This is a genomic window from Undibacterium sp. Di27W (genome assembly GCF_049340345.1).
Classification (GTDB): Bacteria; Pseudomonadota; Gammaproteobacteria; order Burkholderiales; family Burkholderiaceae_D; genus Undibacterium.
The window spans coordinates 92,648-118,763 of the sequence record NZ_JBMPOS010000017.1 but is presented as its reverse complement, the minus strand read 5'-3'; the positions used below and the strand labels follow the sequence as shown (position 1 = coordinate 118,763).

Sequence of the window (26,116 nt, the reverse complement as noted above, 5' to 3'; positions counted from 1 at the left end):
TTTAATTATCATTCTTATTTTTTTGCGATCGCTTAAGATACATCATGGCTTCAGTAGATATTTCATCGCCAAGTGATTTCTCCCAGTCATTGAGTTTAGATTTATTCTCATTAAGCCGAGTAGCGACGTCTCTGATAATCCTGCTAGTTGAATCATCTTCAAAGATGAAATCCGAAATTGCTCCAATATCAGAACCAAAGGTTTTAAGTCGTGGTGTACCAACTTGAACATTGCCAGAGTCTGTCTTCTTTATGACGTGTACTTGGCTTGTTGGTACTTCTCGTACGAAATAGGCAGAATGTGTCGCAACAATAGCAATAGAATTTGTGATTTCCATTATGCTATTCAACATGACTACAAATTCCATCACGAGACTTGGGTGTAGGTGAGTTTCGGGCTCATCAATAAGGACAAGAGTGCCAGAGTCCATGTGTAAGCACAACTGGGCAGCTAAACGAATAAAAGAAATTTGACCACTGCTAAGAGGGTTGGAACCATGTGCGAGGACCCCATCTCTATCTAGGTTCATTGCTGAATCAAGTCGCAATTTTTCATTTCCTTTATTCAAATCTATCAATCTAACACTTCTAAATGGCTGGTCCGCGCCCTCCCTTTCGGCAAACAAGGAATGAGGGACAATTCGAAGCTCATCAAAATTGACAATGGACTCAACTGAGTGCTGAAAAATATCCCACCGGAAGCTATTGTGATCTACGTCTTGCCTTGCCAGTTTTTGCAATGCTATAGGCAAAGGTTCGTTGGAACTTGTGAAGTTTTTACCAGGAATTGCTGACAGTCTGATATATTGAATCGGAGATGGGATCTTTCCCATGGGAGGAAATGTTGACTCTGTCTCGCCTGGAGTGCAAATAGCGATAATCTTTGAAATATTCGGAAAGCCCCCTATCGCATCGCTAATGTTGTTCTTTCGACCTAGTACTGCAAGCACCAATTCGTTTAATGCACGACTCTTTCCTACACCATTCTTGCCAATAATTGCTGCCATACGCTTTGGCAAAAAACTGTCCGGATCAAAAGAGAACCTAAACTCATGTGGATTTAAAAAACCATCGAGTTGAAAACTAAGGTTCAGTGTTTTAGGAGGCAATGAATCAAATTGCGAAACGCGCCCAGTGAGTGCACTATTTCCTTCGAAATACGCAAGAAATCCTTCCGGGGAACGCAAGAAGGAACGATTGAAGGCGCTAGATTTTAGGGCCGTCTCTAACCAAGGTGGCTGTACTTCACTATGCTCTGCTACAACCACATCGTTTAAAGCGGCAAGTATGCTGCGAGCTGTATTTTCTCCTAATTCTTTGGCAAGATCACGGTACGCAGCAGCATTTAATTGCATTGTAAAAAATTGAGGAAAATTGTCGAGTGATAGAATTTCCGTCGCACCACGATTGAAAACATCTCTGACGATATCGTATTCGCTTTCATCTTTGTTAGGCGAGTTCAAAAATGCAAGTCTAAAGCGCTTCCAAATTATTTCGCCAGGAGCAATGACCAATGAAAAATCGAAAATAGTCTGGTGTCCAAAATCGTTCCATCGGTCTGACGGAGCGCAAATCACAATCATGCCAGGATTCATATTCAGTGCACTACCTCTATTCACACTGAAATAAATCTGCGGCTTTAGAGGAAATTCATCCATATGGGAGGAAAAGTAGGTTAATGGAAACTAGATTCTTAAAGAACATTCGACAGCGAATTAGCTTCATACGTAGTATTCTTTACTCTATTTTAATGATGTTTTTTTGTATCGCAATTATTTTTTAAATCAATTTAAAAGACATATTTATATCAGTCGGTAGCAACGCTAGTGTTATACATTCATGTAATTTAGGGAACTAGTTTGTATTGCTGAATTACACGCAGTGTTGGGACAAAAAATAAGGCCCCGGATTTTACCCCGGGGCCTTATTGCCGCTACTTTTAAATCAAAATCAGATCAGTACATGCCTTAATCCGCAGCCACCAGACTCAAGCCGCTGACTGCACTATAGGCTTTGACAAGCACATAGTAAGTACCGGCTGCAGGTGAATTGACGGTGATGCTTTCATTGTTGCTGGCACCGTCAGATTTTTGCAGGTAAGACGTGGTCGTTGGAGCAGAGCCCAGTTTCACGTACAAATCAGCATCGCCTGAGCCACCGCTGGTTTTGAATGTGACCGATGGACGACCGGCAGGTACCACAAACGTGTAGACCGCAGAGCCGCCAGACGCCAGGCTGATGCCTGTGACTGGTACGCCATTGTTCAACACATTAGGTGGTGTGCCAGTTTGATAGCTGGCCACCAGGCTGACGCCGCTGGCAGCGGAATAGCCATTCAACAGAACATAATAAGTGCCTGCTGTTGGTGCTGCAACTGTGATGCTTTCAGTGGTGGTGGAACCATCTGATTTTTGCAGGTAGGTCGTGGTCGTTGGTGCTGCGCCCACTTGTACATACAGATCAGCGTCACCTGTACCGCCCGATGTTTTGAACGTCAGGTTGGTTGCACCGGCTGGTACTGCAAAGGTATACACCAGGTTGGCACCAGTAGCCAGGTTGATACCGTTGACCGGTACGTCCTTGACCAGGGTGTTAGGTGGTGGTGGCGTAGAACCCATGGCAGCAGCAAAGTTAGCCATGTTCAGGCTACCATAACCACTGGCATAGTCCCAGCCTGCCTTGGCGGTATAACCACCATTGCTGCCGGATGTGATGTCGTGGAACATGCCTGGTGTTGCTGCTGCTTTTTGATAAATTGCGGCAGCAGGGAAAGGCAGGCTGTTATTGTTCATCGACTGTACACGTGCCCAAAAGCCAGTGAAGATCGGTGCTGCCAGACTGGTACCACCGATTTGCTCGTTGGCACCATTGACAATCACCAGGGCACCACTGGCCGGGTCTGCATCAAACGAGATATCTGGCGTGCCGCGCTTGGTAGAAGAACCCAAGACGCCGGAACTGAGCTGCCAGCTAGGTGCTGCTGTCGTCAAAGATGGTCCACCGCCAGCGCCACCGCTTGCGCTTTGTTGGCAACTGGCCGCCGTGGTACAAGCCCACACCGATTCAGATACCCAGGTGCTGCCCGAGGTATTAAGCAAAGTACCGCCCACCGAGATCACATAGGGTGATACCGATGGATAGCTTTGCGAAGTACCAGGACCGCCGCACTCATACGCGCCAGAGTCACCGGATGAGACTGAGAAAGTCTGGCCCTGTGCGACCGCAGTCTGGAAAATCTGGTCATTACTGGCCATGACACCAGAACTCTGTGCATCGTTTTCGCACTCACCCAAAGATACGTTGATGACCTTGGCCACATTGTCAGTAACAGCGCGGTTATAGGCTGCCGTGATGTCAGCATCGCTGAGCGTATTTGCTGTGTACAGGATCATTTTCTTGATCGTGCCACCGGCAGTTGCCAATGCATCCTGGGTATCCATATTCCATTCACCGACACCGGCCGTGTCAGAGCTGGGGGAACCTATCGTGACTGTTTGCACATTCACCGTAGGATAACCAGCCTTGGCGGTGAAAGTGTTCAAGTCCTTGATGGTTTGCGTCATGCTGCCTTGCGTGATAATGCCGATGGTGGCATTGACGGCGCTAGGCAGGCTGCTGGCGTTATAGATATTGGAAAACTCGGTAGGGTTATGACCCGAGTTGGCCAGGGTATTGGCTTTAGGCCTCACCAGATGGGTGCGGTAGGTGTGCAAGTTTTGCAGACCATGCACAGCCAGCACCGTGTCAGACAGGGATTGTGGCACTTGTGCATCGCTGAGGTTCACCTGCACTGAGCGGCCGTTGACCGAGTAGGTGTGCAAATCGGTATTGAACGCTGTTTTCACCGTTGCTGCAGCACCGTCTGCTGTCACCAGCATGCGGTTATCAGATACGGAGATATTCACGAAACCGCTGCTGCGCAAATGATCAACCACTGCCTGTACCTGTCCCGTAGTCGGCGCATAGCGTGACATGAACTCGGTGCTGGAAATAGTACGGACATTTTTGCCATTCAGGATACCCGTAGTCAGGGTATCGAGCTCAGCCTTGTTGCGCAGCTTGAGCGCGACCACCACCTGCGTAGGGGCACCCGCCTGCATCAGGGTCGGGGCTGCCTTGGCAGACACGGTGGCCGGTATGGCGGTTGCTTTGGTTGCTGTCGGCGCCCATTGCTCTGCTGCCTGGGCTGTATCGAACAGCATGGCCATGGCCATGGAGACACCGGTTAGTAGTTTGAGATTACAACTGATACGCATTACTTCTCTCCTTGTTGTTTTGATACGAAGTATGTGACCGGTGCTTGTTGGCGGCGCCGGTCCAGCTTTTTACTATCCCTGCTCTTCCCAAAACAGGGACTGTGATCAGACAAAAACGGTGTATCCGCACCGTGTTAAGCCTACTCACCTGGAACATCCAGACTGGCTGCGCGTGGCCAGTCCTTCTGTGCCGTATTGCCATGCAAGTAATTGATCAGATTTCTCACATTACAATTCTTTTAGACAATAGTAAGACCACTTGCATAGACACACGTCATGCAAGCTTAGGGGCACTGCTAAAATTTAAAACGGCAAGCTAAATGACCAATACCAGTTTGTCGTTTTGTAACGAAAGCCGATTATTAACATTCTTTAACAGTATGTCAAAAGCAATAAGAATGTATGTATATACAAATATTTTTGCTCAAGCATCTTGATATTTTTGAAAACTTATTTTCATAGAGGAAAAGATATACTGACATTACTGAAAATATATGAATCAGAGGTCCAAAACCGGTTGCGAAATCGCAACAAATGGGGGCAAAAAAGACGAAATAGAGCAAATTCTCTATGCCAATTTGCGCATTTATTTTCATTTTTTCTGCTTAAAAAATGAGCATTTTCAGCCATCGTGATACAGCTTTCTTACAGATTTCGTTATGCCTGAATCATATTGGTAAATGAAATATATAGTTTTGGGTGCTGGGGCGGAGGTTGACGGGATTAGGTGACCGTTTGGTTGGGGAATGGGGTTGCAGATGGGCGGGTGTATTGCCGGAGCCTGCATGAGGAAGTAGGGTGCGTTATAACGCACCACTTGTACACATATAGGTGAACAGGCAAATTATTCGTCTTTTTTGAACATCCAAATAATGTTTTTGCGTCGCATTGCCGTAACTTAAAATGGTGCGTTGCAACACACCCTACTGATTACTCTATATTGCTACGATATTTTTAACTAGCATCATCGGCGCGCCGAGACCTACTCGACATGATTTGTAGAAACATCTATTTTGAAACGAACTCTCAATGAAACCAGAAGACATTGAATTATTAAATAAGCGAAAAGACGGTTTGGATGAATTTTATGAAGGCCTTATTCCAACACTGGTGGAGTTTGTTGGTTTAATGGGAATTCAGCCGGCACATGAAGTTTTAAAAAATGCAGGAATGTTTGCAAACTATCTGGATAGCGCATTGCAAAACATGGTGATTGCAGACAACGACGACAGGACATGGCTTATGTTAAGAGTAGGCCAATTTATCGGTGAGTATTTCGTGCAAAAATATAGCGGATGCTGGTATGTCAATGACATAGAGAACTCTCGCTATTTCGCACGATATGTCGTCGGGAAATTTGCCAGCCTGAAAAATATGAATCCTATGCTAGATCCATTCCAAATCGCACAGACTTTTGTTGATAGCCCTGCACCGAGAAAACTGGAAGATCTGCTGAATGAAGTGGATGCTGAATTGCTCCACATGTCGCAGGCTGAAAAGTAATATAGACCAGTAGGCTGCGTTATAACGCACCGCCTTGACTTGTGGCCAGTTCTCGCAGCTACTATCTGTATTGATGTAGTTCCAGCAAGCGATTTGTTGCATAATGCGCTCCTGTTCGAGCCGACTATGGCAATACACTACTGACGATTATTATGCGCAAGCAAATCCGAAATGAGGTTCTTTCTATCGCTCCCTTCGATGCCATGGAAGGTGAGGATATTTCCCGCTGCCTTGCGTGGATAGATTCGGGAGTTGACTTGTGTCGCGTTGCAAAGCCAGCCACGCCGCCTATGCATCTTGTGTCCTATTTTGTCGTCGTAGATGATGACCATGTCCTGCTGGTCGATCATAGGAATGCCCAGTTGTGGCTTCTGCCAGGTGGGCATGTTGAGCAAGGCGAGCACCCGCGTGTTGCAGTGGCGCGTGAATTGGAAGAGGAACTCGGCTTTGTGGCCTCACATCCAATAGAGGCACCTGTATTCATCACTATAACGACGACCGTTGGACTGACGGCGGGACATACCGATGTTTCGCTGTGGTACGTAGTGCGCGCAAGTCGCCACCAAAGCCTCAAATTTGACGAAGGCGAGTTTAGCGATGTACGCTGGTTTCAGTTCGACGAAGTTCCGCTTGAGCGCACAGACCCGCATATGAAGCGCTTTCTCGCCAAATTAACAAATATCGAGAACTCCTGTACCCTGGCTTTGGGTGATGCATGCCAAGGCAGCAAGTAGAGTGCCTGCAATAGATACCGCAAGTTGAAAGGCATCACACCATGAGCAATAGCCGCCGCAAAACGCCAGTCTTTGGTATCTGCGTCTGTCAAAGTGAAAAGGACGATAAAAAGCGCTGGCACAGGCGCTGGCGCAGCACTGAACGTATGGCCCTGGGCAATGCAACACCGGAGGGGCTAGGGGCTCATCTGCCTGTGCTGGAAAAACAGGTCAGTGATGTCTGGAGTATGGGTAAGGACGGGCACATCTACCGGTCTTTGCAAAGTCAGGCTGCTGCGGCAGAAAGCAGGGCAAGTCGCCTGGGTCGTACGCCGCAGGAGCGCGCGGCATTAAAAAAACGTTTGCTGAAAAAATGGATGAGCAAATAAGACTTGTATCACAATGCTCTTGCTCGTGATAAAAAGATGAACGCGCAATGGCTAAGCTAATGATAACGTCAATGATAACGTTAATGCGAACGAAGACAGGAGTCAGAATTTTGTATCTATTTCAGAGCAGCTTGAAAATAACATGCATCGTATGTTTTTTGCTTGCCGGGCTGACTGGCTGTTTGTACGGACGCAAAATTGAATATCTGGTCATTATAGAAAATCGTCTTGATGAATCTATTTATTTGTGTAAATCGGAACTCAAGGAAAATTGCTATGAAGTGAAAAATGGCAAGTCCGAAGCTTTCCAGTTTTATGAAAAGGATATAGACAATCGCTGGATATCTGCGCTTAAAAAGAACAATGTCCGCTTTTGTGGACGAGATGTATTTATGCCAGAAATAGTGGCCGCCGCTGGTGTTGCACGGGAGCGTCAGCACTACATAATCAAAATTGATACTCTGGTCGAAAAGAATTTGTGTTCAAAAAAATACCCTGGCCAGTAGGGTGCCTTAAAACGCACAGTGCTGACAAATGAAAAACTTAAGACCTGAAAACTCACCACAGAGACACAGAGTCACAGAGAAATGCATGAGGCTTTGGTATATGCAGTGCGTAGGTACGATTAGTGCAGCGTAATCGTACGCATGCAGGCTGTAGTATATGCAGAAAATCCAAAAAATCATCCGCGTCCTTGAACGTGCTGGCGATTCACTGCGGCAAAAATGGCGATATGATATGCAGGCGATTTGTACGATTACGCTGCGCTAATCATACCTACGAGTACTATAAATGCGTGGGCCGCATGCGATCATTTTTTTAAAACCAAATGATACCTTCGCATTGCATTAACATCCCTCAAAATCGGTGCGTTGCAACGCACCCTACAAATACTGAGATAAAAAAGTAGGGTGCGTTATAACGCACCGTGCTGAAAGACGAAAAACTTAAGACCTGAAAACTCACCACAGAGACACAGAGCCACAGAGAAATGCATGAGGCTGTAGCGTGCGTAGGTACGATTAGCGCAGCGTAATCGTACGCATGCAGGTTGTGGTATATGCAGAAAGTCAAAAAAATCATCTGCGGTTTTGAACGTGCTGGCGATTCACTGCGGCAAAAATGGCGATATGATATGCAGGCGATTTGTACGATTACGCTGCGCTAATCATACCTACGAGTACTGGGACAATTTTTCGTAAGTCTTATATGGAATAGCGAGTCTCAATAGAGGGTTTATTTTCTTCAAATTTTTAATCGCGAATTCATCATGTCATCATCCTGAGCCTGGATACTGGGCCATGGGCGAATGGAGTTTTAGCATGGCACCAAGCTGCGGTGCTGGTACTATCCAGATGATTGAGCGATAATGCCCCTCAAAGAGGAATCGACGCCACTGTTTTTCACACTGCATGCTGACATCCCTATGAAGCTCGCCCAACAATCATACAGATTAGCTATGGACAACACGACATTCTGGATACTGATAGATGCAGCACGTCTTGCCACCAAAGACGATGCAGAACAACAAATTGATACCCTGGGCCTGGCCTTGTCTGCGCTGGCGCCAGACGACATAGTCGCCTTTGACCGTATCTTCAGCGAATACCATCACCGGGCCAACGACTGGGGCCTGTGGGGTGCGGCTTACGTCATAGGCGGCGGGTGCTCAGATGATGGTTTCATGGACTTCAGGGGCTGGCTGATATCCAGAGGAGAGAAGGTTTATGAGGCAGCCCTGCTGGACCCTGACTCTCTGGCCGACGTCGTCAGGGATGAAGATGGTGATTGCCAGGTAGAGGGTTTTCAGTATATCGCTTGGAAGGCATGGGAAGAAAAAACAGGAAAGGCCAGCAAAGACTTTCCCAAGCATGCCATTGCATATCGTCGCGAGCCTACAGGTAGCAACTGGGACGAAGATGATCTGGAGACGCTGTTCCCCAAACTCTGCGCGAAGTTTTTTTAAAACTGGCAAGATACTCAAAGAGGCTGCGTCGTAAAACCGCTTAGCGTTATTTGGTCTTACATAAATTTTCTGATGAAAAATGGCGAATCTTTTTAAAACATGGCGCGGCTGGAGCCGGATATTTGGCATGATGTCCTTGCTGCCCATCGTTTTTGGAGTTTACCAATACTGGCAATTTTCTGTCTGGGCGAATGAGCAAAGCAAGAACGGCGGATTCGTTTGCGGTACAGGTATTGTCATGTTGTTTGTTGTCTGTGCAATAGGCTTCATTTTTTTTGCGTTGTGCGCAATCATCTGCGGTATCGTCGCGCGCGTGCGGCGGTCATCGCGTCTTTCAGTCCAGCACGGTGTGTTATAACGCACCGTGCTGACAGACAAAAAATAAGACCTGAAAACTCACCACAGAGACACAGAGCCACAGAGAAATGCGTGAGGCTGGCGAGAGGTTTCTACCTGTCTTCATGGCAGTAGGGTGCGTTATAACGCACCACTTGTGCGCCTATAAATGCGTGTGCCGTATGCGATCATTTTTTAAAACCATATGATGCCTTCGCATCGCATTCCGCAAAACTGGTGCGTTGCAACGCACCCTACAAATACGGCGTTTTGCCTTTCGCCCTGTATACAAGGTCAACCTCTCTGACATGAAAAATACTTGCAATTCTGCTTACTTTAATTTTGTAATCAGATAAAATCTGCGATGTCATCAGCGGTAGCTGCCGGGTAATTGATCTGGCAGGTTTCCACTTCAAACTATTTGCCAAGGAAGAGTATGCGTCTACGTCGTGCATTGCCCCTGATCGTGAGTCTGGCTGTTGCTGGTCCGGCTTTTGCCCAAACCGGTGTGTCTGCCGCAAGCGCTGTGCTTGCCCCTGATGTCGAAGCACAATTGAAGTCCAGGTTGCAGGAAGTCTTTAAGACGGCTTGCAGCAAGGATGAATTTTCTGGTGCCTACCTGGTTGCCAGGGGAGGGCAGATCATCAGTGAAGCGGCCTGTGGCGAGGCCAGCAAGCGCTATCATGTGGCGAACACTTTGGAGACCAGGTTCAATGTTGCTTCGATCGGTAAAATGTTTACGGCAGTTGCCATAGGCCAGCTGGCAGAAGCCGGGCGCTTGTCGTATGGGGATACAGTAGACAAGTATCTGGATGCCAGCTGGGTGCCACCTGAAGTGGCGCAGAAAATCACGATAGGCCAATTGCTGTCGCACACCTCTGGCCTCGGTAATATTTTTACCGACAAGTTTTTCAACAGCCCTTATATGCAGTTGACCGCATTGAGAAGTCTGGATGGCTATAAGGTCTTCACCCGTGAAGCCAGGCTGGAGTTTGCACCGGGCAGCAATTATTTGTACAGCAATTTAGGCATGCTTTTGCTGGGGGCCGTCATAGAAAAAGCCTCAGGGCAAAAATACGATGACTATTTACGCCAGCATGTGTTCCAGGCTGCGGGTATGAGTAGCACTGACAATTATGTCAGGGATGAGAGCCTGGAGAATCTTGCCACCGGCTATATTGGGGCGGCCGCGAGCCGTAAGGAAAACACCTTCTTCATGCCCTTGCGTGGCGAAGGATATGGTGCAGGTTATTCCAGCGTCCATGATTTGCTGGGTTTTTCACGGGCACTGGAAGCAGGGGAATTATTGAAGCCAGAGACACGCCAATTATTCTGGCAAGACCAGACTGCTGGCCGTGCCGACAAAGGCAGCTATGGCTATGGCTTTGAATTGAGCAAAGGCGTCTTAGGCAAAGTTGTTGGCCACAGCGGGCAAATGCCCGGCGTTTACGGCAAGCTCGATATGTATCTCGACGCGGGTTATACCGTAGTCGTGCTGTCCAACTATGAACCTGGGTATTTGCCTTTGGCAGGGCGTATTGCGACCGTGCTGGAGAGTTTGCCGGGGAAAAATGGGCAGTAGTTAACGTAGCTGGCGTAGATACGATTAGCGCAAGCGTAATCGTACGCATGCGGGCGGTGGCAATGACAGCTGCCTCGCAAAAACGCGGTAACATCCTGGGGATTTTTCATGTCCTTGACCATGGCTGGCGATGTGGCATGTCTGCGATTTGTACGATTACGCTGCGCTAATCGTACCTACGGGATGTTACAGGATGCACGCTGGATGACATGATCGTCATTCAATGCGTAGCGTTACAACGCACCCTACCTGGTGACGCAGCTTCATTTTTTCGAGATAGCTAGTGTAGGTACGATTAGCGCAGCGTAATCGTACACATGCAGGCGGTGGCAATGACAGCTACCTCGCAAAAAACGCGTTAACATCCTGGGGATTTTTCATCTCCTTGCTCATGGCTGGCGATATGGCATGTCTGCGATTTGTACGATTACGCTGCGCTAATCGTACCTGCGGGATGTTACGAGATGCGCGTTGGATGACATGATCGTCATTCAATACGGTGCGTTACAACGCACCCTACCTGGTGATGCGGGTTTTTTTTCGAGATAGCTAGTGTAGGTACGATTAGCGCAGCGTAATCGTACGCATGCGGGTGATGGTAATGACTGCTGCCTCGCAAAAACGCGTTAACATCCTGGGGATTTTTCATGTCCCTGCCCATGGCTGGCGATATGGCATGTCTGCGATTTGTACGATTGCGCTGCGCTAATCGTACCTGCGGGATGTTACGAGATGCGCGTTGGCATGACGCAATCACCATTCAATAAGGGTGCGCGGTGCGCACCGCTTTCAATATACCGCATTTTTTGCAGAAATTTTTCACTCCAGTTGCTTTCCCTTTTAAAGGGATTTATTGTGTTCCAGGAGCGCTGCTTTTTGGGATATTTATCTTCATGGGAGTGAATCAGGTTTTGGTTTTCTGGCGTGAATTCAGAGCGGATAACATCACATTATTTTTTCCGCTGAACGGACAGCTTGAAGCCTGTCATTCATATGCCGATGATGCCATCCTTTGATCGCCTGAAAGATCTCCAGCTAGCTATCTGTCATTGACACCAGCTGCATGTATTTTCCAGGCAGGCTCTTATTCCCGACGTATGATCTGATTTTTTTGGATTAGCTCTTGTGATGATAAACAATAAAAACCTGCAGTCAAATTTTCCCCAAACAAGCTTTACGTCGATGAATACAGCATCGATGTCGTCGCTCGGCCGCTTGTTTGTCATGCTATCAATCGCGGGTTCGCTGGCGGCATGTGGCGATGGTGGCGATGGTGGCAGTGTCCACGCGAATAACGCGGCACCGCCACCAGCGTCGGCACCGGCACCGGCACCGGCGAGTGTCGGCAGCACGCTGGCAACCCTGGCTTTAAATATCAACAATATTGAGACCGCAGGTTTCAGTTTTAGCGTCACCAATGATGCCAATAGCACGGGCTTTTATCAGGTGCTGGCAGATGGTATCGCTAGCCCCACGCCAGAAAACCTGAAACGCAATGGCACGGCTTTTGGCATCACGGGTAATCAGGCTGCAGTGCAGCGCATTGCCAGCCTGCTGCCTTCCACCCTATACAATCTGCACTTTATTGCGGTGGATACAAAAGGTGCTTTGCAACCATCCATACGCACGCTGCCTGTGCAGACCAGCCGCGATCCGCTGAAATGGCCTTTTAGTTCTGACAGTATCTGGAATATGCCTATAGGCAGAAATGCCATCTACAGCCACGCCAACCTGCCTGCGGTATTTGGACGGACGGCAGATGAGACGTTTTACTTCTTTATATCTGGCAATGATGACGATTATCTGTTCCTGAATCCAGGCGCACCGCTGACCAATGTGTATATCAACACCGCCGCCTGGCAGCGCCAGGCTGTGCCTCATACTACGGGCATCAACCGTTGCTATAACCGCGATCCTGTCAATGATGTCATCAGCTCAACCACGACCAGCACCTTGCTGGTTACCGTGCCCATGCCTGCTGACTACATAGTGCCATCCACACGTGGCAATAATGGCGGTGCTTTCCTTATGCCCGACGGGCGCACGTTCAAGCAAATCCAGCCTATAGCCCGCTGCAATGCCGGTGAGCCCGCAACTGCCCTGGTCTACATCAGGCAACCCAGTGATGAAGACCTGTATGGCACAGGCATTACCGGCGCGCATGGCGGCTCAAAATTGTCGACCATAGGTGGCACCTTGAGGCTGGGAGAATTACGCCCCAACCAGCCGGCACCACGCCATGTCTTGAAGCTGGACGTCGATAGCCGCGTAGTGTTTCCAAAATGCTCGAATACGCCTGGCGGGACGCTGCCGCCTTGCCATCGTTGGCCTGCCCTGGTCGCCGACAGCGGTGCTGCCAACCCGGCAGATGCGACCAGTTATGGCTATCTGGCACAAGCCAATGTCAACCCGGCCATGAGTATGGGAGCATTGCTGGCCCTGCCTGCCAGCCTGAGTATCGACAGCCTCAATCTGGAGACTGAGCCTGGCAGGCAACTGGCCTGGACCTTGCAAAACTATGGTGCCTATATTGTCGACAGCACCGGTTTCCCCTCCTATTATTTCGGTACGGAATCTGGCCCGGATGGTTCTTTCACCGCGCAATTCAAACGTGACTGGGGCTATGATTTTCTGCAGCGTACTTATACCGATGCAGAAAGAGCCAGGAGAGCACGCATACCCCCGAGCTCGGACAGTTACACCTCGGTCGAATCAACCAGGTGGCTGCATGACATGCAAAAGATCATCACTGCCTTGCAGGTGGTCACCAATAATAGCGCTAGTAATGTCGGTGGCGGTGGTGTGCGCCTGCAACCGCTGGCGGTGGAGATCAGGCCCTGAATCTGACTCTAATAATGCGCTGAATCAGGCTCTGACTGCCTCAGTGATAGCGCTTGCCGCGTCATCACTGCAGGGCAGGCAGGTTCAGAAATCGACGGATTTCAGTTTTTGTGTTTTGCCATAGTGCTCATCAAAGCCATACACATCCAGATGCACCTTGCCACTGGCATGGACTTTGACGATGGCCCAGGCATACATGCGGTCTTGTGGTTTACTGCTGTCGCTTGCCTTGGCCGAGAATGGCGAACCGCCCGAACCTACCGTCACTTGCCAGGCCTTGCCGCCCGTGGCCAGGGTAGGTTGCCAGGCATGGTAAATATGCTGGTGCCCGCAGAAATAGCTGGCCTGATAGGTTTCTATCACATCCCAGAAGTCTTTCAGGTTGTCAGGGTAGATATCCAGTCCATCCAGGTTCACATCGGCTTTGTAGAAATAGGTGTACGCTGGTTTATGACCAAACACAAAGTAGTGTTTGGCTCCACGGCTTTTGGCTTGCTTGAAATCTTCTGCCAGCCAGTGGGCAGGCGCATGGCCATCATTGCCTACCGGGTCGGTATTGATGACGGCGAAATGGCTGTCGGCAAAGTCGAAAGAAAAACTCAGTTGTGACTGGCTGGTCTGGATATTGTCCGGGCCACCTGGGACAGGGGCATTGTCCACCTGGAAAGCAGCAAGCTCTTTACCGACGATGTTTTTCCAGCGCTCAGTGTCGACAATCAAATCGCCCATGTTCTCACGCCAGATGTTTTCATTGGCCAGGCTGGCGGCTTTTTGGGTTTTGCCTGCGCTGTCTTTGCTGCGCTCCTGCACTTCATGGTTGCCGGGCACGGGTACGACATAGGTGCCGGTTTCCATCAGATTGGCCACCATGCCGCGCCAGAACGCATATTGGCGGTTGAAGGTGGCCTTGTCCGTCGTATAACCCATGACCATGTCACCGTTAAAGAACAGCGCAGTTGGGCGCTGGGTCTGGATTTCACGCAATATGCGTGTCACGGCCCTGGTATTTTGCAGCCAGATCTGGTCTTGCCTGTTCAAATGCGGCCCCGGCTCGGCACGCGAATCACCCACGGTCGCAAACGAAACCAGCACAGGATCAGGCTTGGCCGCGTACACGGTCTGCTGCACCAGCAAAGTAGAGATGGCAAAAGTAAAACTGGCTAGCAGCTTGCAAGCCTGGCTGGCTGGTGTGGTCGACATAGGAAACTCTGAGAATAAAATATGCAGAGTATAGGGGGGCTATATGACAGGAATAAAACAGTATAGTGTTCTGCAGTCTTTGCATGCTCATGAACAGGTAAAAGCGATATTTCCCAGTGATATGTGCAGGCCACCACCACCTTGTAGGGTGCGCCGTGCGCACCACTCTTAGACCAGGCAAGGATCGCCTATACCGGTTTTATGAGCAACACGCAGAAAGCAGATGCATTGATGAATTCTTGTTTCACGTTTTGAGATATATTACCGCCTTTCTCTCCCTTTGCTTTTTGCTACTTAGCAAACCAAACCCTATGATGAAGAAATTATTTTTTGTACCTCTATTGTCTCTGCTTTTGCTCAACGTCGCCCATGCAGGCAAAACAGAGATCGTCAATGAGCTGATCTCCACGGCAGGCAAATTTGCTAGAAATCCAGAGCGCATGGATGTGAGCTGGTCTTTGAATGAGCAGGCACAAACGGTAGCTAAAAGCGTGCAAGACACTTCCCCTGTCTTGCTGTTAAGAGCCCTTACCCAGCAATTGGATTTACATATCAAGTCCAAACAGTTAGAGCAGGCGCAAAAGCTTGATTTGCAAATTTTGGCATTCAAAGAGAAAAACCCACAACTGAATGACCGTTCTTATGCAGAATATTTGCACAAGCATGCCGAACTGCTGGTATTGCAGGAACAATTTTTTGAGGCGGAAAAAGCATCTCTGCAAGCGATAGAGATATTTAGAACAGTCAGCGTGGCAAAGATAGGCAATCGGCTCGATGAGGAATTCGCCTTTCTCGGCAAGATTTACATGCAGCAAAAGAATTGGGATAAAGCCGAGAATTATTTGAAGCAGGCCGTTTATCCTGGCAAATTACCTGAAAAACCTGTACTTGGCACAGACATTTCCTACAAAAAAAATGCGGTGCTGGATTTAATCAAGGTTTATCAGGAAACAAGTCGTGATGAGCTTGCCAGGCTAGTCGAGACGGAAATGCAAGGCATGCTGAAGCCCGATAATCCAGTATTTACCAAGGTGGAAAATCCAAAACTCAAATTGCCGAGCTTGATTGCAGGGAGTTGCCAGATCACTTCCTTCTCATATGCTGCTATTCCATACTCCTTTGTTGGTTCGACTAACTTGTCGTTTTTAATCACTGAAGATGGTGAGGTCGCAGGTAAATATATCTCTCAAAGCAGTGGCTGGAAACAATTGGATGCAATGGCACTTCAGGCCGCAACATCATGCAAATTTCAAGCTGCAAGCTATGAAGAGCGTCCTATCCAGACATGGGTGCATTTCTCTCAGGATTGGCAAGCCAACTCAGGTGGCAAACCTTACCCAAAACCGGAATTAATCTTTGATAGCTGCAAGTCAGATAAATTCGAATTGATGATGACTGATACCCAGTCTCAGGACACTGACTTCAGTTTCAAGATCGATGCGGCAGGAAAACCATACAACTTCTCCAGCGATCTTTACAAAAAGAATTACACCCTGACATCTGAGCTGAGGAGCATACTCGCCCAATGCAGATTTAAACCAACGCTCATTAATGGCGAAGCCAGAATCAATAACGCCATCATGCGCTTCACCCGCAAGTAGCTTGTTATTGAGGAGACAGTCAGCCTGTCACAATAATTACCCTGGTTTAGGTGGGCTGCGCGCCCATCCAGCCCTATTGACATCCACGATAGTCTTGATATAGGCTTATTGTCAGGTGCCTTGCGGCACCCATCCATTTTTTGACAACACTCATGCAAACTGCGCAAACTACTTTGTATCCACGCATAGCAAGTACGCCGGAGCCGCGCTCCAGGTTTGACTTCGCCTGCGCGTGCGAGGTTTTGCTGCTTGTTGCTTCCATCAATAATAATGATACCAACTCGAACTCGGGCTGGTGTCGTTTCGCATTATCTGATTGAAGAGCGAAAAACGATACAAAAAGCCCGGAGATTCCGGGCTTTTTTATTTCCGGAATCCGAAGGCGGCACATTCATCAACCCGCAATCAAGGAGAAGGACATGTTTACATTCGAGGAAATCGCAGTACAGGCAGGAAAAACCATCAGAGTAGAAGGATTCGTGGCGACCACCCGCATACAGGGCAAAATGGCATTCGTCATTTTGCAGTCTGGCGCCAGCAAAGTACAAGTCGTGGCATCCGGCGCGGCGCGTGAACAGGCGAAGGCATTGATGCAGCAGGCGTATGCCGCAGTCGAAGGCAAAGTCGTCGCATCAACGCAGGCGCCTGGTGGCTTTGAGATACAGGCAGAGTCGCTGGAGCTGCTGTCACCGACGATACAGTGGCCCATATCCAGCGATAGTGAAATCGGGACCAAGCTGGCCTGGCCGGCGGCACGCTTTCGCGAGCGTAAAGAGGCCCTGGCGCTGATAGCGCAAAGCGAAATCGAAATGGAAATGACCTGCTATCTCAGAGAACTGGGCTTCATCGGCATTCATACACCCAAGCTCATGGGCGCACCGTCAGAATCAGGATCAGAAGTATTTGAAGTGAAGTACTTTGGTGAACGGGCTTATCTGGCCCAGTCACCGCAGATCTACAAGCAAATTGCCATCATGGCAGGCCTGGGCAAGATTTATGAAGTTGGCCCTGTGTTCAGGGCAGAGCCCAGTTTTTCTTCTCGCCATGCAACGGAGTTCATCTCCTTCGACGTTGAACTGGAAGGCGTCAAAAGCGAGCTGGAGATCATCGCACTGGAATCTGCCATGATCATTGCAGCTTTGACGCAGGTGATCGCCAGAATGGGGCCAGAACTGGCATTGCACTATCCCAAAGCCACGATTCCGGCTGCCTGCCATATCCTCGAATTTGCAGAAGCGCAGGCCCTGCTTGGCGTGTCCGGCGACGAGTCGCTCAGTGCAGAAGAGGAAAGAAAACTCGGTGCAATGATGCAAGCGCAAGGCCATGAGCTGGTGGCACTGACCCGCGTACCATGGAAGCAAAGGCCGTTCTACCATATGCGTGAAGGTGAACGCCTGACACGGAGTTTTGAGTTACTCTATCGCGGCGTTGAAATTACCACGGGAGCCATACGCGAGCACAGGTACGATATCCTGATGGCGCAAATGACAGAAAAAGGTCTGACAGGAAAAGGCCTGGAATTTTATCTGGAGTCATTCAAACTGGCAGCACCACCACACGGCGGCTTTGGCCTGGGCCTGGCACGCTTGACCGCCTTGTTCCTGGGCTTGCCTGGAATCAAAGAAGCGAGCTTCATACATAGAGGGCCGGGACGCTTGTCGCCTTGAGGGGGGAGTGGTAGATGAATGTGGCAGGGCGCTATTCGCAGGCCATTTCATGCAACTGGATATTGCGCAGATGGATCCCAGCCTGCGCTGGGATGACATTGCGATGGGGAAGGGTCATCAAACTCTATGGTGCTAATCTGATCCTGGCCTTAAAGTCGTCATTCCAGCGCAGGCTGGAATCCAGCGGCTTTCGTCTCATTGATATGTCACTGCTCTTGCAATATCATTCCGCAGCAGGGTGCGCCGTGCGCACCATTTTTTAATGCATTATTCCAGAAAATGAGTAACAGACGATGACATTCCAATTCAAAAACTTAGATGGCGGTGAGTTACAGGGCTATGCCAAGAGGGTTTACGGCCCTGTGTATGCCTTGCAATCCTGCGGCGTTGTTGATGATGAGCGCGATATTATTTTCCTCGACCTTGGCGGCCATGGCGATCTTGCGCCAGGTAGGGGAGAGTGTCCCACCTACTACAATTTACTCTGGCAAGGAATGGCCGTGGCCTTTGAAGGCTATGATGCCTTGCAACGAAGTGGTGACGGCGTTACATTGATATTCACGATCACCAAATTCGTTGTCCCACCAGAGCTTGCGCAAATGACGGAAGAAATAAAAGCCGCGCTCGTCGCTGCATCGCAATGTTATTGGAATGGGCGTTATAAAAGGGAATTGTTATTCGATGTACGGTTTAACTCTTGAAACTTATGCGTTACTTCATGCAGTTGGATATTGCGCAGATGGATCCCAGCCTGCGCTGGGATGACATTGTGATGGGTGAGGGGCATCAAACTCTACAGCGCCGATCTAATCCTGGCCTTAAAGTCGTCATTCCAGCGCAGGCTGGAATCTAGTGGCTTTCGTTGCATTGGCATGTCGCAATTACTACCGTATCGTTGCGCACCCTGCTGCTTAATCAAATGCAGCGGCAATGACATCTTGCCCTCATCCACAAACCTGGCCACCGCCATCCCCATTTTCACAAAGTCCCCACCCAGGCCAGCGCATCATCTGCAAAGTGCCGCAACAAGCGGGCCAGTTCACGCACGTCTTCTTTTTTCCAGTCGCTCAGCATTTTTTCTATGATCTTTTGGCGGGCGCTATCGATGGCATCTGTCATCACGCGGCCTTGCTCGGTGATGATGGCGGCTTTGACGCGGCCATCTTGTGGGCTGGGGCAGCGGCTGACCAGGTCCAGGCTTTCCAGCTTGGCGATCTGGCGGCTGACGGTGCTATGGTCGCGCCCCACCAGTTCTGCCAGTTCAACGATGCCTATCGGGCCCAGCCGTTCTATGCGCACCAGCAGGGGGAAGAGGGCACGGTCAAGATCGACACCGGCGGCGGCGATCAGGGCGGCATCGGGTTGCGGGCGGTTCAAAACGCCTGTGATATCCATCAGGGCAGCGCGCAATTCGCCAATTTCTTTTTTCATTTTTCTTGTCCTTGCTTATTCTCATATATGTGTATAATGCACGTATATTCAGCGCATCAATCGTGATGAAGCCTGAGTCAACCTGGCAAAGGATAGCAGATATGAAAGCAGCAATCGTAGTCGAAGCAGGCCAGCCACCCATCTATGGCGATTTCAAAGAAGCTGTCGCAGGTGATGGTGAGGTGCGTGTCAAGATCGTGGCAGCGGCGCTCAGCCCTGTGGTCAAGAGCCGTGCCTCGGGCAGGCATTACAGTGCGACGGGCAGCTTGCCTTTTGTGGTGGGCATAGATGGCGTGGGCTTGCTGGAGGATGGGCAGCGTGTCTACTTCGCCTTGCCACGCTCACCCTTTGGCAGCATGGCAGAAAGCAGCGTGGTCAGGGCGGCGCAATGCATACGCTTGCCAGAGGCGCTGGATGATGTGACGGCAGCTGCCATCGCCAACCCCGGCATGTCTGCCTGGGCTGCAATGAAGGAGAGGGCAAAACTGGTGGCGGGCGAAACTGTCCTGATCAATGGTGCTACTGGTACGGCAGGCCGCCTGGCAGTGCAGATTGCAAAATACCTGGGCGCAAAAAAAGTGATCGCCACCGGTCGCAACCGGCAGGCACTGCAAGCCCTGCAGGCAATTGGCGCTGACGTAGTAATCCCGCTGGGCGACGACCGGCAAATGATGGAAGCCGCCTTCCAGCAGCAATTCGCCGCAGGTGTCGATGTGGTCGTCGATTATCTGTGGGGCCAGAGTGCCGAGCTACTCATCATTGCTGCGGCCAGGGCAGGCCAGGAGGCAGTGCCCGTGCGCTTTATACAAGTTGGTTCTGCCAGTGGCGAAGACATACAGTTACCCAGCGCGGCATTGCGTTCCTCCGCCCTGGTATTGATGGGCAGCGGCATAGGCAGTATCCCGCCTGAGCGCCTGTTTGCGTCGATCGGCGAGGTCTTGCAGGCCGCAGTACCGGGGCGCTTTGAGATCGCTGTCGAGACGGCGGCACTTTCTACAGTGGCAGAGAACTGGACCAGGGAATCAGCCATGCCGCGTCTGGTATTGACGATGGGATGAAGCTATACCCATGCTTAAACGTGTAGCATAGTCAGTGGTGCGCATGGCGCACCCTGCTCATTGCTGTACTCTGCAGGGTGCGCTATGCGCACCACTTCGACGCAACGCTTAGATGCAACGCTTCATATCACGATAAGTCAACATGGTGCGTTATAACGCACCCTACGCTTTACTGTGCGTCTGTGGTGCCATTTTTGGATTTGATGTCCCCTGCGACTTGGGTATTGGCGTCACGTCAGCCGTGCAACTGGCCTATATGGACGCCCCCTCTGTCGTCATTCCAGCGCAGGCAGGAATCCATCGTATTTATGGCCTGAGCTTTGCTGCGCCTTAATCAGCTTGCAAGGCTGGCCAGGTGCTACCACATATGCTTGCAAATTCTTCCTGTTAAAAAATCCAAATTGATAATAAACTCCTGAGTTTACTGCTTGCTTGCCGGAGTGGGGTGCGAGCAAGGATGCAAGAAATAAAAGAATCTATTTTCCTTGCAATGTCTTTGCCATAAACCTTCCGTATTTCCCTTAAAGCAGCACGTCAGCTCTATTCGACAATGACAGGAAATTGATGATCAAGGTCTCACAACTACAATTTGATTACGGTCGCAAAAACGTCTACGGCGATTTTGCGCTGGAACTGAGCCAGCCTGGTGTGTATGGCTTGTTTGGTCGCAATGGCAGTGGCAAGTCCACGCTCTTGAAGATACTCTCGGGTTTGCTGTTTCCGGATGGAGGGCAGGTCGAGGTGCTGGGTTTCAAACCGGCTGCGCGCTCACCGGCTTTTTTAGAGCAGGTGTATGTCGTGCCGGAAGAATTTCATTTGCCCAATATCAGCGTGACGGCACTGTATAAGACCCATGCGCCATTTTATCCGCGTTTTTCCGGGCCAGACTTCTTGCGCTATGTCGAGATTTTTGAGATACCGCGTGACAAAAGCTTTGACGCCATGAGCCTGGGGCAAAAGAAAAAAGCCGTGATTGCCTTTGCCCTGGCCACCCATACACCCTTGCTGCTCATGGATGAGCCCACCAATGGTCTGGATATCGTCGGGCGTGCCCAGTTCAAAACCATACTGGGTGGTCAAGAGCATGCTGACCGCATGGTCATCATCAGTACTCACCAGGCCCATGATCTTGAGAGCCTGATGAGCCATGTACTGTTTGTCGACGGTGGCAAGCTGGCCCTGTCAGCCAGCATGCAAACTCTGCAAAGTCGCTTGCAACTGGGGGTGGCAGATAATCAGGCGGATACAGCAGGCTGCATTTATCAAGAGGCACTGGGCCAGCAATGGGCCTATGTCAAACGCAATGAGGGGGCCACGCCAGGTGCGGTCAATCTTGAGTTGTTATACAAGGCCTTGAGTATGAATAAACAAGGGGTGCTCAATGCCGTGGCAGGCAAGCACAATACAGCAGGGGTAGCTTCATGACAAATTCCATTTTTGACTTCTCGCGTTTTGGCCGCTTGTTGCGCGCCCATTGGGCCGAGAACTGGCGCGACTATGCCTGGTTTGCCGGGGTCTTGATCATACTGGACTTGATCACCATGGCGATTGCTTTTAGCAAGGACAGCAGCTACAGCCTGTTTCAATACAGCGGACAAGCGCAGTGGTATATGACGGGCTTGTCTATGTCAGCAGTGATCTTTGCTGGCCGCTATTTCAGATATTTGCTCAATCCTGGGGCCAGCCTGATCGCCCTGATGCGCCCGGCTTCAGTGTTTGAGAAATGGCTGATGGCTTTTCTGGTCATCAGCATCTTGTATCCTCTGGCCTATACTTTGCTGTATATGATCTTTAACTATCCTGCCGTGCAAATGGCAAAAAATATGTCAGAGCAATTGCTTGCCTGTGATAATTGCCACCGTGATTTTCATTTTTTTCTGCCTTTGCTGACAACCGATATGGCGGGGCAAGGTTCACACAGCGCAGAAAATTCCATGAAAGGCCAGATGATTTTCTTTTTGCTGCTCTCTGGTACACAGGCACTCTTGGCAGGGGGAACAGCTTATTTCAAGCGTTCGCCGGTATTGCGTACAGTACTGGGTACATTTTTGTTGTTCGTCATCAGTATGTGGATGGGCATCAGTCCCCAGTTGGGCACCCTGGCCGGGCATTTTGGCAAACTGGCAGTGCAACATAGTGCCATGGAATATGCACTCACATATAGCTTGTGGCTGGGCTTGCCGCTCTTGCTATGGGTGGCACTTTTCTTTCACATCAAGGAAAGGGAAGTGGCATGATGTCGCGCAATTTTTCCAGGACAGGTTTATGGCTGTTCATGTTTGCAGTATTCTGGTATCTGGTGGCTAATTTCTTGCTTGATGACCTGAAGAAAGAGCAAATAGCCCGTGCTTATGGCGGGCGTCTCAAGCAAGAGTATGTCAGCATAGGCAGCAATAACAAGCTGGTGATACGCACAACGGGTGAGGATTTTAGTGTGCATAATGTCAGCCTGGTTTTCGACCCTGGTCTGACGCAGGCATTGATAAAAAATGAGAATGTGCAAATTGCCGTCAACACCCAGATGCAGGATGGTGTACTCACACTGGGCATGGTACAAGCCGATGTCTCTGTTAATGATCGTCACTCATCCAGCCTTATTGAAATTCGCTTGCCAAGCTCGGTCAATCAAGTGGAATTCGCTGGCCATGGCACGATCAAGATTTCAGGGAATTTTCCGTCGACCAGCACTGAGCTGATGTTGAAGTCCTTAAGCTGTGATGCCAGCTTGTCCATAGAAGGGCTGACAGTCGCGCAACTTAATTACCAGGTGAGCAGCAAGCAAGAGGAAAATAAAAAAACCTGTTTCCCTGTCTTTGACATGAGTGCAGTAAATCGCATAGACAAACTCGAAGTGAGCATGTCGCATGGAAGGCTGAATGTCGGCAACAAAATCACACCCAAAACGACAGTGCTGACATTGAGTGACGATGTCAATGTTACGGCACAGAGCGAATTTCTTCGGGCAGCAACTTTCAAGCCCTATGTGCCATGAGGTAAAGCTGTTTTTAGCTCGGCAGGGTGCGCTGTAACGCACCAATTGCGTACCTACGACATATTTAAAAACGTATGGTAGCGCACCCTGCAAAATTTGGCCACGAGTAGGGTGCGCCATGCGCACCTCAGCAGCATGTCAGCATCTACAAAAAAATAGTAAGCTTAAACATGATCATGAAACTATTTAAGTTTTTCTTACTCGCAGGTGCAATTTCACTGGTGACGAGTTCTGTTTACGCGCAGTGCGAGAATGAAGAGGCGGTACGCCGCACATCTGAAAAGATGAAAGCCTACATCTCCACGAATCAACAACGCCAAAGTGACGAACTCGATAAAATTCTTGCTTCATATGAAGCGAAGACAGACAAGCTGGGTTGGACGAAAGTGCAAAAGGGTGAATTCTTTAAGCAAATGCAAGAGAATGGCCACTACGTGCAACTTACCCAGAAGTTAAAACAACAGCAGCTTGCCGTGACAGCGGTGCAAGAAGAATTGTCCGCGAAGGATGTCGATGGCAACCCCCGCCGTTTGTGTAGCATCGCGCAAAAATACCTGCCTATATTTCAAAAAATCAACGAATTGAATGAAGAGATATTCAGCTATATGAAGAAAAAAATTGCAATGGCAAAGTAAAGGTGTGGCGGAGACTTGCCACATGCTTGTCATTTTTTAGTCTCGTTTTATCAATAAGTTCAGCAGCACGTCAGCTTCCGAGCTCAATTATTTGCCGGTTTTTCTTAGAATGTAGTAGGTATTGCCTGCCAGCTTTGCAGGTGAGTGTTTTTTCACATTCTATGCAATAGCCGGAGTAAACCAGGAAAAACTATCATTACAATGGGAGTGAATATGACAACATTTGCAGATGAAGTAAAGCGACGTGAGAAAGTAGCGCGGGAAGCGCTCAGGCTGGCGTTTGAGAAAGGGAACGATGATACAGGCGCAGGCTTGTTCATTTCTCATCACCTGGAAGAAGTCGAAGCCGAATACTGGCAACAGCACCTGGGTACGGCCACACCTGCGCCTGTGCGCGTACTCGATATCCTGGTACTGCGCTCGCACTGGGGCGATGAAGAAAATGAAGAAAATGAAGACGAGGGCATGGAGGTATTCGACTTCACCCTGCCCGACGATGCGACTGATTATGTAATTAGTGTGCGCTTCGATAGTGCAGGGGTAGTGCAAGAAATTGATATGGAGAGTTGATTGCTTACTGCAATCAAGACCGGGAAGCTCTGTCGCATTCCTGTAGGAGCGGCTTTAGCTGCGAATGAGCGCTACGGTACATCTTTCACGGCTAAAGCCGCTCCTACGAATAACTGTGTGCCACGAGTAGGGTGCGTTATAACGCACCGTTTTGTGAAGTGAATATTGGGTGCTGGCGTGGTGCGTTACAACGCACCCTACTGCGCAAAAATATCACGGGATTAAGGTCGATGAAGTGCAGTTCTGTAGGACCGGCTTTAGCCGTGAATGTACACCACGGTACATCTTTCGCGACTAAAGTCGCTCCTACTTTCATTCCCTCAAAAAACGACGCCTTGCAGCAAGTGGGTGTCGTTTTTTGTTTTATACGCGGGTAACGCATGAGCACCTCATTTGGTTGACAAGCCACCTGCCGTTTAGAACAACAACACTAAGCCCCATGTCCTGTGGTTTTTTGCGTCAACGCAATGTATTCGGGCGGCGTTTTTGGCTTACGTAGCAACACTACGAAACAGAAAACGAAACGCAAGACCGAGCAAATCAACCCAGACATAAAGAGGGAAATATCATGAACAAACTGATCATCGCCATCATCGCTTCCACAGTTGTTATGGGTAGCGCATTTGCACAGACACCAGCGAGTGCTTCTGCAACGACAGCAGCTAAACCTGCCTCGGCAGCGGCAGCAGCGAGTGTAGCGAAATCTGCTCCGGCAATTAAAGTAGTCGCCGCTTCTGCCTCAGCTACAGCGTCCACGCCAGCAGCATCGACTCCAGCAGCACCAGCCGCTGAAAAAGCAGTCAAGCACGAAAAGCATGAGAAGCACGAGAAGCACGCTAAAAAAGAAGCCAAGAAAGAAGAAGTAAAACCAGCATCCGCTTCAGCAACAGCAGCATCGAAATAAGTCGTCGCACTATCAAGCCATAAGTAAGAACACCGGCAGCATGGGCTGCCGGAAAAAACCAGAAATCGCTCTCTACTATCTATATCAAGGAATATTAAAATGAACAAACTGATCACCGCTCTCATCGCCTCCCTCCTTGTTATGGGTAGCGCATTTGCTGAAAGCCCGCCTGCACCTAACAAGGCAGCAACTGCTACAGCACCGGTGGCTGTGGCCCCGGCCTCTGCAGCGGCCAGCACACCAGCACCAGCGGTGAAAGCAGCAAGTGCAACAACGGAGAGCACACCGGTCAAAAAAGAAAAACATGGCAGACATGCCAGCAAGGACAAGAAAGCGGACGATGCCAAGGCAGTTGCACCAGCAGCTTCTACGCCAGCAGTCTCGAAATAAACCGCTAAGCCTGCAGCCTTGTCATGAGGCTTGCAATTGAAAAAATCGACGCTTTATCCATGTGGATAGGGCGTCGATTTTTT

Annotated in this window: 25 protein-coding genes; 21 read left to right on the top strand and 4 right to left on the bottom strand. The window is 49.6% G+C overall.

What is annotated here, in order from left to right; genetic code table 11:
* Position 1: 1 nt before the first annotated feature.
* Together ACO0LF_RS27080 and ACO0LF_RS27075 are read right to left on the bottom strand one after the other, a co-directional pair.
* Positions 2-1,657 carry an AAA family ATPase gene (locus tag ACO0LF_RS27080; protein ID WP_423019762.1) on the bottom strand — a complete coding sequence of 552 codons (1,656 nt, stop codon included), beginning with the start codon at positions 1,655-1,657 and terminating at the stop codon, positions 2-4.
* A 309-nt stretch (positions 1,658-1,966) separates the two neighbouring features.
* The gene (locus tag ACO0LF_RS27075; protein WP_423019760.1) at positions 1,967-4,255 is read right to left on the bottom strand and encodes a pre-peptidase C-terminal domain-containing protein; all 2,289 of its coding nucleotides are present in this window, start codon (positions 4,253-4,255) and stop codon (positions 1,967-1,969) included.
* A gap of 1,029 nt (positions 4,256-5,284) precedes the next feature.
* Between ACO0LF_RS27075 and ACO0LF_RS27070 the strand changes: the two genes are divergently transcribed.
* From ACO0LF_RS27070 to ACO0LF_RS27030, 9 genes are all read left to right on the top strand, one after another.
* Positions 5,285-5,758 (top strand): hypothetical protein, encoded by a 474-nt coding sequence (locus tag ACO0LF_RS27070; protein WP_423019758.1) that lies wholly within the window; start codon positions 5,285-5,287, stop codon positions 5,756-5,758.
* Between the two features lie 152 nt (positions 5,759-5,910).
* The gene (locus ACO0LF_RS27065; RefSeq protein ID WP_423019756.1) at positions 5,911-6,492 is read left to right on the top strand and encodes an NUDIX hydrolase; all 582 of its coding nucleotides are present in this window, start codon (positions 5,911-5,913) and stop codon (positions 6,490-6,492) included.
* A 41-nt stretch (positions 6,493-6,533) separates the two neighbouring features.
* Positions 6,534-6,860, top strand: a complete 327-nt coding sequence (locus tag ACO0LF_RS27060; protein WP_423019754.1) for a hypothetical protein — start codon at positions 6,534-6,536, stop codon at positions 6,858-6,860.
* A gap of 83 nt (positions 6,861-6,943) precedes the next feature.
* A complete protein-coding gene (locus ACO0LF_RS27055; protein ID WP_423019752.1) occupies positions 6,944-7,366 on the top strand; it encodes a hypothetical protein in 423 nt (140 codons plus the stop codon).
* A gap of 953 nt (positions 7,367-8,319) precedes the next feature.
* Positions 8,320-8,826 (top strand): DUF4240 domain-containing protein, encoded by a 507-nt coding sequence (locus ACO0LF_RS27050; RefSeq protein WP_423019750.1) that lies wholly within the window; start codon positions 8,320-8,322, stop codon positions 8,824-8,826.
* A gap of 79 nt (positions 8,827-8,905) precedes the next feature.
* Positions 8,906-9,184, top strand: a complete 279-nt coding sequence (locus tag ACO0LF_RS27045) for a hypothetical protein (RefSeq protein ID WP_423019748.1) — start codon at positions 8,906-8,908, stop codon at positions 9,182-9,184.
* 414 nt (positions 9,185-9,598) lie between these two features.
* Positions 9,599-10,744, top strand: a complete 1,146-nt coding sequence (locus tag ACO0LF_RS27040) for a serine hydrolase domain-containing protein (RefSeq protein ID WP_423019746.1) — start codon at positions 9,599-9,601, stop codon at positions 10,742-10,744.
* 776 nt (positions 10,745-11,520) lie between these two features.
* The gene (locus ACO0LF_RS27035; protein WP_423019744.1) at positions 11,521-11,760 is read left to right on the top strand and encodes a hypothetical protein; all 240 of its coding nucleotides are present in this window, start codon (positions 11,521-11,523) and stop codon (positions 11,758-11,760) included.
* 166 nt (positions 11,761-11,926) lie between these two features.
* On the top strand, positions 11,927-13,585 hold the full coding sequence (locus ACO0LF_RS27030) for a hypothetical protein (RefSeq protein ID WP_423019742.1): 1,659 nt from the start codon (positions 11,927-11,929) through the stop codon (positions 13,583-13,585).
* An 84-nt stretch (positions 13,586-13,669) separates the two neighbouring features.
* On the opposite strand, the gene ACO0LF_RS27025 is transcribed toward ACO0LF_RS27030, so the two are convergent.
* The gene (locus tag ACO0LF_RS27025) at positions 13,670-14,785 is read right to left on the bottom strand and encodes a metallophosphoesterase family protein (protein WP_423019740.1); all 1,116 of its coding nucleotides are present in this window, start codon (positions 14,783-14,785) and stop codon (positions 13,670-13,672) included.
* A 155-nt stretch (positions 14,786-14,940) separates the two neighbouring features.
* Here ACO0LF_RS27025 and ACO0LF_RS27020 point away from each other — a divergent pair, with 155 nt between their 5' ends.
* The 3 genes from ACO0LF_RS27020 (at position 14,941) to ACO0LF_RS27010 (ending at position 18,754) form a co-directional block, all read left to right on the top strand.
* Complete coding sequence (locus ACO0LF_RS27020) at positions 14,941-16,386, top strand: TonB family protein (RefSeq protein ID WP_423019738.1); 1,446 nt, start codon at positions 14,941-14,943, stop codon at positions 16,384-16,386.
* A gap of 419 nt (positions 16,387-16,805) precedes the next feature.
* Positions 16,806-18,053: an amino acid--tRNA ligase-related protein gene (locus tag ACO0LF_RS27015; RefSeq protein WP_423019736.1), complete on the top strand. Its 1,248-nt coding sequence runs from the start codon at positions 16,806-16,808 to the stop codon at positions 18,051-18,053.
* Between the two features lie 293 nt (positions 18,054-18,346).
* The gene (locus ACO0LF_RS27010) at positions 18,347-18,754 is read left to right on the top strand and encodes a hypothetical protein (RefSeq protein ID WP_423019734.1); all 408 of its coding nucleotides are present in this window, start codon (positions 18,347-18,349) and stop codon (positions 18,752-18,754) included.
* A 277-nt stretch (positions 18,755-19,031) separates the two neighbouring features.
* On the opposite strand, the gene ACO0LF_RS27005 is transcribed toward ACO0LF_RS27010, so the two are convergent.
* A complete protein-coding gene (locus tag ACO0LF_RS27005; RefSeq protein WP_423019732.1) occupies positions 19,032-19,484 on the bottom strand; it encodes a MarR family winged helix-turn-helix transcriptional regulator in 453 nt (150 codons plus the stop codon).
* A gap of 101 nt (positions 19,485-19,585) precedes the next feature.
* On the opposite strand from ACO0LF_RS27005, the gene ACO0LF_RS27000 reads away from it, so the two are divergent.
* The 9 genes from ACO0LF_RS27000 (at position 19,586) to ACO0LF_RS26960 (ending at position 26,033) form a co-directional block, all read left to right on the top strand.
* Positions 19,586-20,542 carry a quinone oxidoreductase family protein gene (locus ACO0LF_RS27000; RefSeq protein WP_423019730.1) on the top strand — a complete coding sequence of 319 codons (957 nt, stop codon included), beginning with the start codon at positions 19,586-19,588 and terminating at the stop codon, positions 20,540-20,542.
* Between the two features lie 142 nt (positions 20,543-20,684).
* Positions 20,685-20,876 carry a hypothetical protein gene (locus ACO0LF_RS26995; RefSeq protein ID WP_423019728.1) on the top strand — a complete coding sequence of 64 codons (192 nt, stop codon included), beginning with the start codon at positions 20,685-20,687 and terminating at the stop codon, positions 20,874-20,876.
* 230 nt (positions 20,877-21,106) lie between these two features.
* On the top strand, positions 21,107-21,967 hold the full coding sequence (locus ACO0LF_RS26990) for an ATP-binding cassette domain-containing protein (protein ID WP_423019726.1): 861 nt from the start codon (positions 21,107-21,109) through the stop codon (positions 21,965-21,967).
* The gene (locus ACO0LF_RS26985; protein WP_423019724.1) at positions 21,964-22,779 is read left to right on the top strand and encodes a hypothetical protein; all 816 of its coding nucleotides are present in this window, start codon (positions 21,964-21,966) and stop codon (positions 22,777-22,779) included. Before ACO0LF_RS26990 ends, ACO0LF_RS26985 begins: the two co-directional genes overlap by 4 nt.
* Complete coding sequence (locus ACO0LF_RS26980) at positions 22,776-23,534, top strand: hypothetical protein (RefSeq protein WP_423019722.1); 759 nt, start codon at positions 22,776-22,778, stop codon at positions 23,532-23,534. The genes ACO0LF_RS26985 and ACO0LF_RS26980 overlap by 4 nt, the downstream gene beginning before the upstream one ends.
* A gap of 176 nt (positions 23,535-23,710) precedes the next feature.
* On the top strand, positions 23,711-24,169 hold the full coding sequence (locus ACO0LF_RS26975) for a hypothetical protein (RefSeq protein ID WP_423019720.1): 459 nt from the start codon (positions 23,711-23,713) through the stop codon (positions 24,167-24,169).
* A gap of 213 nt (positions 24,170-24,382) precedes the next feature.
* Positions 24,383-24,739, top strand: coding sequence for a hypothetical protein (locus ACO0LF_RS26970; RefSeq protein ID WP_423019718.1), 357 nt, complete (start codon positions 24,383-24,385; stop codon positions 24,737-24,739).
* 568 nt (positions 24,740-25,307) lie between these two features.
* Positions 25,308-25,643: a hypothetical protein gene (locus ACO0LF_RS26965; protein WP_423019716.1), complete on the top strand. Its 336-nt coding sequence runs from the start codon at positions 25,308-25,310 to the stop codon at positions 25,641-25,643.
* A 99-nt stretch (positions 25,644-25,742) separates the two neighbouring features.
* Positions 25,743-26,033 carry a hypothetical protein gene (locus ACO0LF_RS26960; RefSeq protein WP_423019714.1) on the top strand — a complete coding sequence of 97 codons (291 nt, stop codon included), beginning with the start codon at positions 25,743-25,745 and terminating at the stop codon, positions 26,031-26,033.
* The last annotated feature ends 83 nt before the right edge of the window (positions 26,034-26,116 follow it).

Coding starts and splice junctions, on each gene's coding strand:
- ACO0LF_RS26985 (WP_423019724.1), top strand. CDS start 21,964: ATGACAAATTCCATTTTTGACTTCTCGCGTTTTGGCCGCTTGTTGCGC.
- ACO0LF_RS27045 (WP_423019748.1), top strand. CDS start 8,906: ATGGCGAATCTTTTTAAAACATGGCGCGGCTGGAGCCGGATATTTGGC.
- ACO0LF_RS26960 (WP_423019714.1), top strand. CDS start 25,743: ATGAACAAACTGATCACCGCTCTCATCGCCTCCCTCCTTGTTATGGGT.
- ACO0LF_RS26995 (WP_423019728.1), top strand. CDS start 20,685: ATGGTGCGTTATAACGCACCCTACGCTTTACTGTGCGTCTGTGGTGCC.
- ACO0LF_RS27055 (WP_423019752.1), top strand. CDS start 6,944: ATGCGAACGAAGACAGGAGTCAGAATTTTGTATCTATTTCAGAGCAGC.
- ACO0LF_RS26990 (WP_423019726.1), top strand. CDS start 21,107: ATGATCAAGGTCTCACAACTACAATTTGATTACGGTCGCAAAAACGTC.
- ACO0LF_RS27050 (WP_423019750.1), top strand. CDS start 8,320: ATGGACAACACGACATTCTGGATACTGATAGATGCAGCACGTCTTGCC.
- ACO0LF_RS27065 (WP_423019756.1), top strand. CDS start 5,911: ATGCGCAAGCAAATCCGAAATGAGGTTCTTTCTATCGCTCCCTTCGAT.
- ACO0LF_RS27040 (WP_423019746.1), top strand. CDS start 9,599: ATGCGTCTACGTCGTGCATTGCCCCTGATCGTGAGTCTGGCTGTTGCT.
- ACO0LF_RS27070 (WP_423019758.1), top strand. CDS start 5,285: ATGAAACCAGAAGACATTGAATTATTAAATAAGCGAAAAGACGGTTTG.
- ACO0LF_RS26970 (WP_423019718.1), top strand. CDS start 24,383: ATGACAACATTTGCAGATGAAGTAAAGCGACGTGAGAAAGTAGCGCGG.
- ACO0LF_RS27025 (WP_423019740.1), bottom strand. CDS start 14,785: ATGTCGACCACACCAGCCAGCCAGGCTTGCAAGCTGCTAGCCAGTTTT.
- ACO0LF_RS27075 (WP_423019760.1), bottom strand. CDS start 4,255: ATGCGTATCAGTTGTAATCTCAAACTACTAACCGGTGTCTCCATGGCC.
- ACO0LF_RS26965 (WP_423019716.1), top strand. CDS start 25,308: ATGAACAAACTGATCATCGCCATCATCGCTTCCACAGTTGTTATGGGT.
- ACO0LF_RS26975 (WP_423019720.1), top strand. CDS start 23,711: ATGAAACTATTTAAGTTTTTCTTACTCGCAGGTGCAATTTCACTGGTG.
- ACO0LF_RS26980 (WP_423019722.1), top strand. CDS start 22,776: ATGATGTCGCGCAATTTTTCCAGGACAGGTTTATGGCTGTTCATGTTT.
- ACO0LF_RS27015 (WP_423019736.1), top strand. CDS start 16,806: ATGTTTACATTCGAGGAAATCGCAGTACAGGCAGGAAAAACCATCAGA.
- ACO0LF_RS27060 (WP_423019754.1), top strand. CDS start 6,534: ATGAGCAATAGCCGCCGCAAAACGCCAGTCTTTGGTATCTGCGTCTGT.
- ACO0LF_RS27030 (WP_423019742.1), top strand. CDS start 11,927: ATGAATACAGCATCGATGTCGTCGCTCGGCCGCTTGTTTGTCATGCTA.
- ACO0LF_RS27010 (WP_423019734.1), top strand. CDS start 18,347: ATGACATTCCAATTCAAAAACTTAGATGGCGGTGAGTTACAGGGCTAT.
- ACO0LF_RS27000 (WP_423019730.1), top strand. CDS start 19,586: ATGAAAGCAGCAATCGTAGTCGAAGCAGGCCAGCCACCCATCTATGGC.
- ACO0LF_RS27005 (WP_423019732.1), bottom strand. CDS start 19,484: ATGAAAAAAGAAATTGGCGAATTGCGCGCTGCCCTGATGGATATCACA.
- ACO0LF_RS27080 (WP_423019762.1), bottom strand. CDS start 1,657: ATGGATGAATTTCCTCTAAAGCCGCAGATTTATTTCAGTGTGAATAGA.